The sequence below is a fragment of the Kitasatospora sp. NPDC004240 genome, assembly GCF_053603215.1.
In genome coordinates, this window is the sequence record NZ_JBSGFD010000009.1 from 33349 (window position 1) to 47122 (window position 13774).

7 protein-coding genes and 2 pseudogenes are annotated in these 13774 nt (G+C 76.0%); 3 read left to right on the forward strand and 6 right to left on the reverse strand.

Annotated features, from left to right (window positions below; genetic code table 11):
* Window positions 1-160 precede the first annotated feature (160 nt).
* On the forward strand, window positions 161-982 hold the full coding sequence (locus ACWEQL_RS04460) for an IclR family transcriptional regulator (protein WP_452148656.1): 822 nt from the start codon (window positions 161-163) through the stop codon (window positions 980-982).
* A 105-nt stretch (window positions 983-1087) separates the two neighbouring features.
* Window positions 1088-3235, forward strand: a complete 2148-nt coding sequence (ligA, locus tag ACWEQL_RS04465) for an NAD-dependent DNA ligase LigA (RefSeq protein WP_452148657.1) — start codon at window positions 1088-1090, stop codon at window positions 3233-3235.
* Window positions 3236-3662: 427 nt separating this feature from the next.
* Here ligA and ACWEQL_RS04470 read toward each other — a convergent pair whose 3' ends face one another.
* Window positions 3663-4361, reverse strand: a complete 699-nt coding sequence (locus tag ACWEQL_RS04470) for a TetR/AcrR family transcriptional regulator (RefSeq protein WP_452148658.1) — start codon at window positions 4359-4361, stop codon at window positions 3663-3665.
* A 306-nt stretch (window positions 4362-4667) separates the two neighbouring features.
* Between ACWEQL_RS04470 and ACWEQL_RS04475 the strand changes: the two are divergent.
* Window positions 4668-5117 (forward strand): annotated as a pseudogene (locus ACWEQL_RS04475) (carboxyl transferase domain-containing protein); the annotation flags it as partial.
* A 196-nt stretch (window positions 5118-5313) separates the two neighbouring features.
* Here ACWEQL_RS04475 and ACWEQL_RS04480 read toward each other — a convergent pair.
* From ACWEQL_RS04480 to ACWEQL_RS04500, 5 genes and pseudogenes are all read right to left on the reverse strand, one after another.
* Window positions 5314-6690, reverse strand: a pseudogene (locus ACWEQL_RS04480) (M1 family metallopeptidase); the annotation flags it as partial.
* 32 nt (window positions 6691-6722) lie between these two features.
* Window positions 6723-10844, reverse strand: coding sequence for a Pls/PosA family non-ribosomal peptide synthetase (locus ACWEQL_RS04485; protein ID WP_452148659.1), 4122 nt, complete (start codon window positions 10842-10844; stop codon window positions 6723-6725).
* Window positions 10845-11224: 380 nt separating this feature from the next.
* A complete protein-coding gene (locus tag ACWEQL_RS04490; protein WP_452148660.1) occupies window positions 11225-12100 on the reverse strand; it encodes an NmrA family NAD(P)-binding protein in 876 nt (291 codons plus the stop codon).
* Complete coding sequence (locus ACWEQL_RS04495) at window positions 12097-12708, reverse strand: hypothetical protein (protein ID WP_452148661.1); 612 nt, start codon at window positions 12706-12708, stop codon at window positions 12097-12099. The genes ACWEQL_RS04490 and ACWEQL_RS04495 overlap by 4 nt, the downstream gene beginning before the upstream one ends.
* Before the next feature lie 102 nt (window positions 12709-12810).
* A complete protein-coding gene (locus tag ACWEQL_RS04500) occupies window positions 12811-13338 on the reverse strand; it encodes a MarR family winged helix-turn-helix transcriptional regulator (protein WP_452148662.1) in 528 nt (175 codons plus the stop codon).
* Between the last annotated feature and the right edge of the window lie 436 nt (window positions 13339-13774).

A 13774-nucleotide genomic window follows, 5' to 3' on the forward strand; every position in this document is an offset into this window, starting at 1 on the left:
CGCGCGCGGCCAACAAGAGGCCGTTCGGGAAGTTTTGCACTGCACAACACTGTGCCGAAGAATCGTTCATGCCGTCCCCGGGAGGGGTACGGTCCGATGACCGCGCCGCGCTCCGGGCGGCGGAACGAGAGGGGAACGCACCGATGACGGAGGCCCGCGGATGACGGAGAAGGAAGCCGCCACCGGCCGGAAGGCGGCCCCGGGCGAGCGCAACCAGTCGTCCTCGCTGCGCCGCGCCCTCGCCGTCCTCGGCTACGTGCGCGACCACGGCAACGGCGGCCGCGGCGTCCCGCTCAACCAGCTCTCCGACGCGCTCGGGCTCAACAAGAGCACCGTGCTCCGGCTGGCCGGTCCGCTCCTCGACGAGCACCTGCTCGACCGGGACCGCGAGACCGGCTGGTTCCGGCTCGGCCACGGCTCGCTGAGACTCGGCCAGGCCTACCTCTCCACCCTCGACCTGCGCAGCGTCGCCGCCGAACACCTGCGCCGGCTCCAGCGCGAGGCCGGCGAGACCGTCCACCTGACCGTCTGGCAGGGCAACGGCATCGTCTACCTGGACAAGGTGGAGGACGAGACCAACGTCCGGATGGCCTCCCGGGTCGGCAGCCGCGCACCCGCCTACTGCACCGCCACGGGCAAGGCGATCCTCGCCTGGCTGCCCGAGGAGAGCGTCGCCGAGGTGGTCGCCGCGGGGCTGCGCCCGGTCACCGCCTGGACCATCTCGGACGAGGCCCACCTGCGCGCCGACCTCGCCCGGATCCGGGCCCGCGGCTACTCCATCGACGACCGCGAGAACGAGCCCGAGGTGCGCTGCGTGGCCGCGCCGATCTTCGACCACACCGGGGAGGTGACCGCCGCGCTCTCCGTCTCCGGCCTCACCTCCCGGATGACGGCCGCCCGGGTCCGCTCGCTCGGACCGGTGGTGGCCCAGGTGGGCCTGCGGATCTCGCGGGAGCTCGGCTCGGACCGCCAGCCGGGGTGACCGGGGCGGTGCCACCGGGTGCGGCCGACCGGTCCGGGCATGCGGTCCGGGCGTCCCGTACGGCCGTTCGGGTCGATTGTCAGTGGTCAGGCCCATGATGACGGCATGACTTCGAGCGCACCCATCGCCGTCCTCGCCGACCACGACGCCTACGCCCGCGCGGTGGACTCGGCCGTGGGCGCGGCCGCCGCCTACTACGCCGGCACCGAGAGCCCGCTGGACGACGCCGCGTACGACGCGCTGCTGCGGGGCATCGAGGCGTACGAGCGGACCCACCCGGACTCCGTGCTGCCCGGCAGCCCGACCGGCAAGGTCGCCGCCGGCGCGGCGGACGGCGACGTCCCGCACAGCGCGCCGATGCTCAGCCTGGCCAACGTCTTCTCCCCCGAGGAGCTGGAGGGCTGGGCGGCCGGGGTCGAGCGCCGGATCGCGCGGCCGGTCGCAGGCTGGCACGTCAGCCCCAAGCTGGACGGCCTGGCGGTGGCCGCCCGCTACCGCGACGGCCGGCTGGAGCGGCTGGTCACCCGGGGCGACGGCACGGCCGGCGAGGACGTCTCGCACGCCACCGGCTCGATCGTCGGCCTGCCCGCCGAGCTGGACGGCGACGGCGCCGCCACCCTGGAGGTGCGCGGCGAGGTGCTGATGACCCACGGCCAGTTCGAACGGGCGGTCGCCGCCCGGATCGCGCACGGCGGGGCCGCGTTCGCCAACGCCCGCAACGCGGCGGCCGGCAGCCTCCGCGCCCGGGACCGCGCCTACCCGGTGGAGATGACCTTCTTCGCCTACGACGCGCTGCCCCTGCCGGGCAGCGGCGAGGAGGTCGCCCGGGCCGAGGCGGCGGGTCACACCGCGCTGATGGAGTACGTCGCCGGCCTCGGCGTGCGCACCACCGCGAGCACCGCCGTGCCGGGCGTCGCGGCCGCCACGGTGGCCGAGGCCCAGGAGCGGGTGGCGGAGATCGCCGCCCTCCGGGCCGACCTGCCGTTCGGCATCGACGGCGTGGTGATCCGCGCCGACGCCGCCGACGACCGGCTCTCGGCCGGGCTCGGCTCGCGCGCACCGCGCTGGGCCGTCGCGTACAAGCTGCCCGCCACCGAGAAGATCACCCGGCTGCTCGGCGTCGAGTGGTCGGTCGGCCGGACGGGCGTGATCGCACCGCGCGCGGTGCTGGAGCCCGTGCTGATCGACGGCTCGACCGTCTCGTACGCGACCCTGCACAACCCCGCCGACATCACCCGGCGCGACCTGCGCATCGGCGACCACGTCCTGGTCCACAAGGCGGGCGACATCATCCCCCGCGTCGAGGCGCCGGTGGTGCGGCTGCGGACCGGCGAGGAGCGGCCGATCGAGTTCCCGGCCGTCTGCCCGGAGTGCGGCGGGGCGATCGACACCTCCGAGCAGCGCTGGCGCTGCGAGCGCGGGCGCGCCTGCCGGCTGGTCGCCTCCCTCGGCTACGCCGCCGGGCGGGACCAGCTGGACATCGAGGGCCTCGGCGGCACCCGGGTGGTGCAACTGGTGGAGGCCGGTCTGGTCGGCGACCTCGCCGACGTCTTCGCGCTGACGAAGGAACAGCTGCTCACCCTGGAGCGGATGGGCGACGCCAGCTCCGAGAAGCTGCTGGCGGCCATCGCGACGGCCAAGGGGCGTCCGCTGTCCCGGGTGTTCTGCGCGCTGGGCGTCCGGGGCACCGGCCGGTCGATGTCGCGCCGGATCGCCCGCGCCTTCGGCACGATGGCGGCGATCCGGGCCGCCGACGCCGAGACGCTCCAGACGGTGGAGGGCATCGGCGTGGAGAAGGCCGCCCAGGTGGTCGCCGAGCTCGTGGAGCTGTCCGACCTGATCGACCGTCTGGCGGCGGCCGGGGTCAACATGACCGAGCCGGGGGTCGTCCCGGGCGGCCGGGCGACCGGCGCGGCTGACGGCGCGGCTGACCCGGCGACCGGCGCGGCGACGGGCGCGGTGAGCTCGGAGTCGGCGGATGAGGACGGCGCCGCGCTGCCGCTGGCCGGGCTCGCCGTGGTGGTCACCGGTGCGATGAGCGGCCCGCTGGAGGCGCTGAGCCGCAATGAGATGAACGCCCTGATCGAGCGGGCCGGCGGGCGCGCCTCCTCCAGTGTCTCGGCCCGCACCGGTCTGCTGGTGGCCGGCGAGCGGGCCGGCTCCAAGCGGGCCAAGGCCGAGCAGCTGGGCGTACGGATCGTCGACCCGGCCGAGTTCGCCGAGCTCCTGGGGGCGCTGGTGGAGCAGCCCTGACCGGGGGCGCCCGGGGCCCGGGGCGTGTGCCCCGGGCCCCGGCTGCGGGGCACACGGGCCGGTCCGCTCCGGGAACGGCCGAGGGCCGGTGCTGTGACAGCACCGGCCCTCAAAGTGGAGCGCCAGGCCCGGGTCGAACGGACTCTCCCTACTGAAAGTAGGACGTGCTCCGGTAGCACCTCTGACGCGTGTTCGGGAGGGTTGCTCCCCCTCTCGACAGGAAGAACACTACCAGGTCGCAAACCCTGTTCGAACCGGAGGGGCGGTCCGGATGACCGCCCGGGGACGGCCCCGGAACGGGCCGGACGCCGGGCGGGAGGGGCGGGCCCGAGGACGGGCGGGAGGGGAGAGCCCGAGGACGGGCGGGAGGGGAGGGCCGAACGGCGGGCCCGGATGACGGCCCGCCGGCTCGGCTGCCGGGGACGGCTCAGGCCCCGGAGGCTCCGGGGCCGCCGGGGGCGCCCGGGTCGGCCTCCCAGAGATCGGCGAACATCCGGTCCAGGTGCTCCTCACCGATCGGCGGCACCGGCAGCGGGTGGGTGGCCCGGACGCGGAAACCGTCCAGCAGCAGCGCGAGGTAGCGGCGCCAGAGGTCCGGCCGCAGCTCGGTGGTGGCGGGCAGGGCACGGCAGAGCGGGCCCAGCATGAACAGCAGGTCCATGGTCACCACATCGGCGCGCATGGTGCCCTGCTCCTGGGCGCGGGCGACCAGGGTGCCCACCGTGACGGCGTTCTGCCGGCTGATCTCCACCATCTGCGGGATGACCGGGATGGCCCGGGTGACCAGGTCGTTGATGCCGCGGTCGGCGGCCACCATCTCGAAGATCCGGCGGAAGTAGAGCTCGATGGCACCCCAGGCGTCCTCGGCCGCCAGCGCCTCGGCCGCGAAGTCGGCCAGCATCGCGGAGGCGTCCGCGAACACCTCGGCGACCAGCGCCTCCCGGGTCGGGAAGTGCCGGTAGAGGGTGGCATTGCCCAGGCCGGCCTCGCGGGCGATCTGGTCCAGCGGGACGTCCAGGCCCTGCCGGGAGAAGACCTCGCGGGCGGTGGCCAGCAGCAGGTCACGGTTGCGCCGCGCGTCGCGGCGCAACCGGCCGGGGGCGGGCTCTGAGCTGCTCGGTGCCATGCCCCGACCCTAGCAACCGGAGCGGCGGCTCCGGCCCGGGCAGGACGCTGCCGGGACCGGGCGGGACGCCGCCGGAACCGGGCGGCACGCCCCGTCGACGACGCGCTCGCGGTGAGGGTGTCGACCCGCTCACACCTTCACCGGCACGCCGGATCGCGGCCGGGCCGCTGCGTAGCCTGATCACGTGGATACCCGGGAACCGAACCAGAGGGCCCGCTCGGGCCGGAGCCGCCGTCCCACCGCCCGTGCGGTGGCCCCGTGAGCGCGGGCACGGCACTCACCGCGCGTCAGCTCATCGGCCTGCTGGTGGACCCCGGCACCTTCCGGAGCTGGGACGGGCCGCCGTCCCCCGGCGCCCTCGACGAGGGCTACCGCGCCTCCCTGGAACGCGCCCGCGAGCGGACCGGCCTGGACGAGGCGGTCACCACCGGGACCGGGCTGCTGGCCGGACGCCCGGTCGCCCTGGTCGCCTCGGAGTTCGGCTTCCTCGGCGGGTCGATCGGCGTCGCCACCGCCGAGCGGATCACCCGCGCCGTGGAGCGGGCCACCGCCGAGGGGCTGCCGCTGGTGGCGCTGCCGGTCTCCGGCGGCACCCGGATGCAGGAGGGCTCGGCGGCGTTCCTCTGCATGCTGCGGATCACCGCCGCCGTGCAGGCGCACCGGGCCGCCGGGCTGCCGTACCTCACCTACCTGCGCAATCCGACCATGGGCGGGGTGTTCGCCTCCTGGGGCACGCTCGGGCAGCTGGTGTTCGCCGAACCGGGCGCCCGGCTGGGGTTCCTCGGGCCGCGGGTGTACGAGGAGCTGCGCGGGGTGGAGCTGCCGCCGGACGTCCAGCGGGCCGAGACGCTGGCCGAGCGCGGCCTGGTGGACGCGGTGGTGGCGCCGGCCGACCTGCGGGAGGTGCTGCGGCGCTCGCTCGCGGTGCTGATGCCTGCGCGGACGGCGGGAACGGCGGGAACGGCGGGGGCGGCGGGAGCGGCGAGGACGGCGGGAGCGCCGGCAGGGCCGGCTGCCGCAGCCAGGCGTCGAACAGCGGCTCCAGCGACCCCGAGGCGTAGCGGGCCGCGTGCGCGGTGAAGTCGGCCGTGGAGACCACGCCGTGCCGGTTCAGGGTGGCCCAGTCCCGCAGCAGGCGGAAGAACGGCTCCTCGCCGACCGTCCGGCGCAGCGCGTGCAGCACCAGGCCCCCGCGCTGGTACAGCCGGTCGTCGAACATCAGCTTGCGGCCCGGGTCGGCCAGCCGCAGGTCCTGCGGCAGCCGCGACAGCAGGGCGTGCGCCCCGGCCGCGCGGGCCGCCGCGGTGGCGCCGCCGCTGCGCTCCGACCAGAGCCACTCCGCGTACTTGGCGAGGCCCTCGTTGAGCCAGATGTGCCGCCAGTCGGCGATCGTCAGGCTGTTGCCGAACCACTGGTGGGCCAGCTCGTGCGCGATCAGCCGCTCGTTCTCCCAGCCGCCGCCCAGGTGGTTGATCCCGAAGGTGGCCACCCCCTGCGCCTCCACCGGGACGTCCAGCTCCTCGTCCGCCACCACCACGGCGTACTCGCCGAACGGGTACGCGCCGAAGAGGTGCTCGAAGTACGCCATCATCTGCGGCTGCCGCCCGAAGTCGGCGGCGTCGCCCGCCAGCCGCTCCGGCAGGTACGCGGTCTGCGGCACCGCCGGCCGCTCGGCGAGCCGCACCGCCCGGTACGGGCCGATCGACACCGTGACCAGGTACGGCGAGGTCGGCGCCGGCTGCTCGTACACCCAGGTGGTGCTGGACGCCCGGGTGGTACGGGTGAGCAGCCGGCCGCCGACCACCACCGTGTACGGCGACGGCGTGGTGACCGCTATCTGGTAGGTCGCCTTGTCGGCCGGCCGGTCGTTGCACGGGAACCAGGACGGCGCGCCGACCGGCTGGCTGGCCACCAGCGCCCCGTCCGTGAGCTCCTCCCAGCCCAGGCCGCCCCAGGGGCTGCGCACCGGCTTCGGGTTGCCGGTGTAGTGCACCTCGACGGTGAAGGCCGCGCCGGCCGGCAGCGCCTTGACCGGGCGGATCCGCAGCTTGCCGGCCCGGTGGGTGTAGTGGGCGGCCTTGCCGTCGACCAGCACCCGGCCGATCCGGAACTCGGCGAGGTCCAGCGCGAACTCCGGCAGCGCCACCACGGCCACCGCGCTGAGCCGTGCGGTGCCGCCCAGCCGGTTGGGGCCGGGCCGGTAGTCGAGGGCCAGCTCGTAGCGGTGCACCCGGTAGCGGGGGTCACCGCTCTGGGGGAAGTACGGGTCCGGCGCGGCGGGGGCCGCCGGGGCGGCCTTGACCCGGGCCGGGTCGTGCTTGGGCTTCAACGGGTCGTGCGCTCCAGACGGCGTGGGGAGGGTCACGAGGTGGTCTGCCAGACCTCGATGGGGTTGCCCAGCCACCTCGTGTCCGCGGGGACGGACTCGGCGCGCATCACCAGCGAGGCCGGGCCCAGCGTGCTGCGCGCACCCACCGTACTGCCGGGCAGCACGATGCCGCCGGGCCCCAGGGTGGCGCCCTCGCGGAGGACGACAGTATCCATCCGCATGATCCGATCATGGAAGAGGTGGGTCTGCACGACACAGCCCCGGTTGACCGACACTCCGTCACCCAGCGTGACCAGATCGGCCTCCGGCAGCCAGTAGCTCTCGCACCAGACCCCGCGCCCGACCTTCGCCCCCAGCGCCCGCAGCCACAGGTTCAGCACCGGCGTGCCCGGCACCCGGCCGATCAGCCACGGCACCGCCAGCACCTCCACGAAGGTGTCCGCCAGCTCGTTGCGCCACACGAAGGAGCTCCACAGCGGGTGCTCCACCGCCCGGAACCGGCCCACCAGCAGCCACTTCGCGGCCACCGCGACCAGGCACGCCACCGCGCCCGCGGCCAGCAGCAGCGGCCCCGACAGCAGCGCCGCCGCCCAGACCGACCAGGTCACGGCCAGCCACGCCAGACCCGTCAGGGTCAGCAGCCCGAGCGCCGCCGAGGCCAGCACCGGGACGATCCGCGCCGCCTCCACCAGCCCGCGCGCCCACAGCAGCCGGGCCGGCGGGTCGTACGTGAGGCTCTGGTCCGCCTTGTCGGCCGAGCGCGGCAGCCGCACCGGCGGCATGCCCAGGTACGAACCGCCCTTCTTCGCCTTCTTCGGCGTCGCCGACAGCACCCCGACCAGGCCCCGGGCCGGGACCGCCCGCCCCGGCGCGGTCATCCCCGAGTTCCCGAGGAACGCCCGCTCGCCGACCTTCGCCTCGCCGAGCCGCACCCAGCCGCCGCCCAGCTCGTACGGGGCGATCAGGGTGTCGTCCGCCAGGAACGCCCCGTCGCCGACCGTGGTCAGGCTCGGCAGCGCCAGCACCGTGGACACCTCCGCGCCGCGGCCCACCCGCATCCCGAGCGCCCGCAGCCACAGCGGCGTGACCAGGCCCGCGTACAGCGGGAACAGCACCTCCCGGGCCCGGTCCATCAGCTGGGTGACCGTCCAGGCCTGCCAGCCGACCCGCCCGTGCAGCGGGTGCGTGCCCGGCGTCAGGCCCAGGCTCAGCAGCCGTACCGCGACCACCAGCTGCGCCGCGTACACCGCGCCGAAGGCCAGGGTGGCCGGCACCAGGCCGAGCAGGGCGCCGCCCAGGGTCGCGCCGAGGCTCCCGCCCGCGTCGACCGTCCGGGAGAGCACCGCCAGGGCGGCCAGCGCGGGCGGCACCGGCAGCAGGCTCAGCGCCGCGCCGCTCGCGCCGTACAGCGCGGCCCAGCGGGCCCGGCGACGCGGGCGTTCCTTGGGCCAGGACCGCTCGGCCCGGCCCAGCTTGACCGCCGGGGCGCCGCCCCAGCGCTGGCCGGTGGGCACCTGCCCGGTGACGCTGGAGCCGGGCACCACCTGGGCCCCCTTGCCGACCCGGGCCCCGGGCAGCAGGGTGGAGCGGGTGCCGACCACCGCGCCGGGGCCGACCTTGACCTGGCCGACCTCCAGCCGGTCGCCGTCCAGCCAGTAGCCGCAGAGGTCCACCTCGGCCTCCACCGCGCAGCCCCGGCCCAGCTTGAGCATGCCGGTCACCGGCGGCAGCGAGTGCAGGTCGACCTCCGGGCCGACCTTGCAGCCCAGCGCCCGCGCGTAGCGCACCAGCCAGGCCCCGGACAGCTCGGTGGCGCCGCTCAGCTCGGACAGCCGCTCGGCCGCCCACAGCCGCAGGTGCGTGGAGCCACCGCGAGGGTGGCTGCCCGGCCGCAGGCCGCGCAGCAGCAGCCGGGCGCCGCCGGCCGCGATCGCGAGGCGGCCCGCCGGGGTGTACAGCGCCAGCGCGCCCGCCCCGACCGCCCACCAGGACGCGGTCGGCGCCCAGTCGTACCCGCCGAACCGCGCGAGCAGGTTGCCGAGCGCCAGCACGGCCACCGTCCAGCGCAGCCCGACCACGGCGAACAGCGGCGGCAGCATGAGCAGCTGCAGCAGTTCGGCCCGGGTCGGCACCAGGGTGACCGTCCGCGCCTCGGCGGGGCCGCTCGCCGTCCGCTCCAGGTGGCGGGCGAGCTTGCGCAGTGTCGGCTGCTGGTAGATGTCCAGCACGGCGACGTTCGGGTAGCGGGTGCGCAGCAGCGTGGTGAGCCGGGCGGCGGCCAGGCTGCCGCCGCCGACCGCGAAGAAGTCGTCGCGCGGGCCGCTCACCGGCACGCCGAGGATCTCGTGCCACTGCTCGGCCAGCCAGGCCTCGGTGCCGTACAGCTCCTCGGCGGGGCCGGTGTTCTCCAGCTCCGGCAGCGGCCAGGGCAGCGCGGCCCGGTCCACCTTGCCGGAGGTCCGGGTGGGCAGGGTCTCCACGGTCGTCAGCAGCGGCACCAGCGCGGCCGGCAGCGCCTCGCGCAGCCGCTCCACGGACTGCTCGCGGTCCCAGCCGTCCTTGACCACCAGGTAGCCGACCAGCAGCTGGTTGCCGCCGCGGGCGGTGCGCACCGCGGCGGCCGCGCCGGCCACACCGGGCAGCGCCTGGAGCGCCGCGTCCACCTCGCCGAGTTCGATCCGGCGCCCGCCGAGCTTGATCTGCTCGTCGGTCCGGCCGAGGAACAGCAGGCCCTCGGGGTCGGCCTGGACCAGGTCGCCCGAGCGGTAGGCGCGCTCCCAGCCCAGCGACTCCAGCGGCGCGTACTTCTCGGCGTCCTTGACCGGGTCGAGGTAGCGGGCCAGGCCCACCCCGCCGATCACCAGCTGGCCGGTGCCGCCGGGCGCGACCGGACGGCCGGCCTCGTCGACCACGGCGAGGTCCCAGCCGTCCAGCGGCAGCCCGATCCGCACCGGGCCGTCCCCGGTCATCAGCGCGGCGCAGGCCACCACGGTCGCCTCGGTGGGCCCGTACGTGTTCCAGACCTCGCGGCCCTCGGTGACCAGCCGCTGCACCAGCTCGGGCGGGCAGGCCTCGCCGCCGAAGATCAGCAGCCGGACCTCGTTCAGCGCCTCGGCCGGCCACAGCGCGGCCAGCGTCGGCACGGTGGAGACCACGGTGATCTCCTGCTCGGCCAGCCAGGGGCCGAGGTCGGCGCCGCCGCGGACCTGGGAGCGGGGGACGGGCACCAGACAGGCGCCGTGGCGCCAGGCCAGCCACATCTCCTCGCAGGAGGCGTCGAAGGCGACCGAGAGTCCGGCCATCACCCGGTCACCGGGGCCGATCGGCTCGTCCTGGAGGAACAGCGCGGCCTCGGCGTCCACGAAGGCGGCGGCGTTGCGGTGGGTGACGGCCACGCCCTTGGGGCGGCCGGTGGAGCCGGAGGTGAAGATGATCCACGCGTCGTCGGCGGGCGTGGGGCGGCGCGCGGGCGCCGGCGCGTCCCGGTCGGCGGTGACGGTCAGCGCCAGGCCGGCGCCGAGCACGGCGGCCACCTCGGCCTCGCCGAAGACCAGCTCGGCGCGCTCGTCGGGGTCCTCCGCGTCGACGGGGACGTAGGCGGCGCCGGCCGCGAGCACGGCCAGGATCGCCACGTACAGGTCGTTGGTGCCGGAGGGGACGCGCACGCCCACCCGGTCGCCGGCGCCGATGCCGGCGGCGGCCAGCCGGCGGCGCAGCTGCTCGACCTCGGCGGCCAGCGCGCGGTAGCTGAGCCGGACGCGCCCGTCGTCGAGGGCGGGCTCGCCGGGGTGGGCGCGGACGGTGGCGTCCAGGACGTCGGCCAGGGTGCGCGGCGCGTGCGCGGGCCGGCCGGGGAACAGGGCGAGGTCACCGGGCCCGGTGGCCTGCGCGGGGCTCTGTACGGGGCTCTGCGCGGGGGCCTCGGGGGTCTTGGAGGCCTTGGGCGCCCCGGGGGCCTCAGGGGCGTCGGGGGCCTGCTCGGGGTCGCTGTGGGGTGGCGCTGCGGGCGCGGGGCCGCCGTGGGGCGGCTCACCGAGGGGTGGCTCACCGTGGGCCGGCCGTGGACGGTCGGCGACGGCCGCCGCCGGCCCGTCCGTGGTGCCCGGTGTCCCGATGATCTCCGGTGTGCCTGTCGTGCCCGGTGTCTCCGCCATGGCAGCCCGTGCGCTCCTGTTCCTCGCCCCGTCCCTTCCGGTTCTCCGGTCCCTGGGGCGGTGGGAGCACGCGCACGACGCCGGGCCGACTGGCCCGACCGGGTGACCCCACTCCGGGGCCGGAGCGGACAACCCGATCGATGGTAGTCCCGGCCCTGCCGGGGGAAATGCCCGACACTCCACCCAACTCGTTCTCGAATGACCGAATCTGACTACTTGTCAGGTGGTAACTGAGGGAGTTTCTGTCGGAAGTGACGGACCGTCAGTCGATTTGACGGACCGTCAGACCCGGATCGGGTCAGTGATCCACGCCACACCGAATACTACTCCCTCCGGGTGGCGAACCCCTCGTACGGGCCCGCCACCCGGGGTCTCGGGGATCAGCGGAAGCTCTCCCGGTGCTCGGCGAGGAAGGCCTCCAGGCCGCGCGGGGCCCGCCCGAGCAGCCGCTCCACCGTGTCGTCCGGCACCTCCGGCCGGATCACCGCGAGCCGCTGGATCTCCACCACGTGGGCCGCCAGCCAGTCCGGCATGCCCGCCCGCCGCACCAGGTGCGCGTGCAGCTCCTCCGGCGCAAGGTCGAGGTACCGGACCGGGCGCCCCAGCAGCTCCGTGAACAGCGCCGCGAGCTGCGGGTGGCTGTAGGCCCGCCCGCCGGTCAGCGGGTACGTCCCGCCCGCGACCTCGGCCCGGGTGAGCGCGGCCGCCGCGACGTCGCCGATGTCCCGGCAGTCGACGTAGTTGCACGGCGCGTCGCCCATCGCCCCGTGGATCAGGCCCGGCCCGGCGATCCCCGGCGCCAGCAGCAGCAGCTTCTGCATGAAGGCGTACGGGCGCAGCACGGTCGCCGTGACCCCGGACGAGCGCAGGTGCCGCTCCACCCGGTGGTGGCCGCGCGAGACGGCGACCGGCGAGTCCGGCTCGGCGGCCGGCGCGGAGACCTTCACGATGTGCTCGACCCCGCTGCGCACCGCCAGGTCGATCGCCCGGAGCTCGTGCTCCACCTGGTGCGGCCCGTTGGCCATGGTGAGGAACAGCTGCCGGGCCCCGGCGAAGGCGTCGACCAGCGAGGCGGGTACGGCCGCGTCGGCGGTCCCGACCTCGACCAGCGCCCGGGAGGGCCCGCCGGGCCGGTCGAGCGCGGCGGCCAGCCGGCCGGGGTCGCGGCTCAGCGCGCGGCAGGGCACGCCCAGCTCGGTCAGCCGGTTCAGCAGCGCGCTTCCGGTGGCGCCGGTCGCGCCCATGACGACGATCATCGTGTGCTCCTGGTGGTCTCGGGGAGGGTGGTCTCGGGGAGGGTGGTTCCGGGCGTGACGGCCTCGGGCGTCATGGCCGCCGGCGTGACGGCCTCCGGCGTTGTGGTCCCGGGGGCGGTGCGGTCCGGCGGGGTGTCCGACGGGAGGGTGTCCCCGGGGTGGTGGGTGCCGCGCCAGCGCAGGGTGATCAGGACGGTGGCGATCGTGGCGGAGAGCGGGAGGTCGATCGGCAGCCGGGTGGGCCAGGCGCTGTCGGCCAGGGCCGGCAGCAGGGGCAGCCACCGGCTCGCGGTCAGGCCCGCCGCCAGCGCGGTCGCGGCGGCCGGCAGGGCGAGCCCGACCGCCAGGACGGCCCGCGGCACCCGTCGGCTCCACGGCCGGCCGGCGGGACGTCGGCGCAGCCGGCCGCCGACGAGCGCGGCGACCACCGCGGAGGTGCCGCCGATGGAGGTGGCGGCGGCGATGGTCAGCTCCGGCTGCCGGGTGACCAGCCCGGCGGTGCCGGCCATCAGCGTCGGCATCACGTACGCGGCCGCGACCTCCCGCCACAGGGCGAACGGGGGAGGGGCGGTGCCGTCGCGGCGCCGCTTCCCGGACTTCTGGGCCATGGGGTTCCTCTCGGGTCAGTGATTAGCTGGCTAACTATCGGGGTGTGAAAAAGGCGGGCCGTCGGACGGCCCGCCGGGGCGCCGGGGCGCTCGGGGCGCGGGTCAGTCGGCGGTCAGGGCGTCCATGCCCGCGACCACCCGGGCCAGCAGGTCCAGGAAGACCCCGCGCTCCTCGACCGAGAGGCCGCCGACCATCGCCTGCAGCCGCTGGTAGTGCTCGGGCGCCATGTCCCGCAGTCGCTGCGCGCCGCGCGCGGTCAGGACGACCACATTGCCCCGGCCGTCCTCGGCCGACGGCCGCCGGGCGACCAGGCCGTCCCGCTCCAGGCCGTCGACCAGTCCGGTCACCGTGGCCCGCGACACGCCGAGGCTGGCGGCCAGCTGGGACGGCGCCTTCTCGCCGCCGTGGTCCTCCAGGTCGGCCAGCAGCCGGTAGCGCCCGGTGGACAGCCCGAACCGGGCGAAGTGCGTCTCCCCGGCCTGCCCCAGTCGGGCACCGGCCGCCATCAGCCGCACCGCGACCAGCACCGCCTGGGGGTCGGCGCTCAGGCCGTAGCGGTCGATCTGCCGCCGGGCCTGGTCGAGGCTGGGCGCGGTGGAGCCGGGGTCGGGGGTGGGGCGCTGGGTCATGGAAGTAATATGGCGCCTAACCACTCTCGCGGTCAAGTGGCGGGGCCGGGAGGGTGCGCGGCCGGGCCGGCGGGAGATCCGCGTCCCGCGTGAGAACGCGGGCCGCGACCTCGTGCGCGCCTCCCCGGCCGAGCGGGGCGTGCACGATCCTGAGGGGCGCACGCCGTCCCTGCTCGCCTGCGTTGACGGACTCGTCCTCGACCGGCCCGCCGGTGGCGGCGAGGTGCACACGGACGAGATCCACGGCCCGATCGCGGCGGCCCTCCGCGCTCCGGACCGGCGCCCCACCGACGCCCCCGGCGGGGCGCCGGGCGTGACGGGGGTGCCGCAGCGGCCGTGCGGGCGGTCGTACGGCAATATCGTTACCGTCCGAACGGGATGAGTAACACAATGACCGCGTCAGCGGCGCGGGCCGCTCACGGCGAACGGAGTTCAC

Excerpts from the sequence above, each read along its gene's own strand:
- ligA (WP_452148657.1), top strand. The coding sequence starts at position 1,088 with ATGACTTCGAGCGCACCCATCGCCGTCCTCGCCGACCACGACGCCTAC.
- ACWEQL_RS04495 (WP_452148661.1), bottom strand. The coding sequence starts at position 12,708 with ATGGCCCAGAAGTCCGGGAAGCGGCGCCGCGACGGCACCGCCCCTCCC.
- ACWEQL_RS04460 (WP_452148656.1), top strand. The coding sequence starts at position 161 with ATGACGGAGAAGGAAGCCGCCACCGGCCGGAAGGCGGCCCCGGGCGAG.
- ACWEQL_RS04485 (WP_452148659.1), bottom strand. The coding sequence starts at position 10,844 with ATGGCGGAGACACCGGGCACGACAGGCACACCGGAGATCATCGGGACA.
- ACWEQL_RS04500 (WP_452148662.1), bottom strand. The coding sequence starts at position 13,338 with ATGACCCAGCGCCCCACCCCCGACCCCGGCTCCACCGCGCCCAGCCTC.
- ACWEQL_RS04490 (WP_452148660.1), bottom strand. The coding sequence starts at position 12,100 with ATGATCGTCGTCATGGGCGCGACCGGCGCCACCGGAAGCGCGCTGCTG.
- ACWEQL_RS04470 (WP_452148658.1), bottom strand. The coding sequence starts at position 4,361 with ATGGCACCGAGCAGCTCAGAGCCCGCCCCCGGCCGGTTGCGCCGCGAC.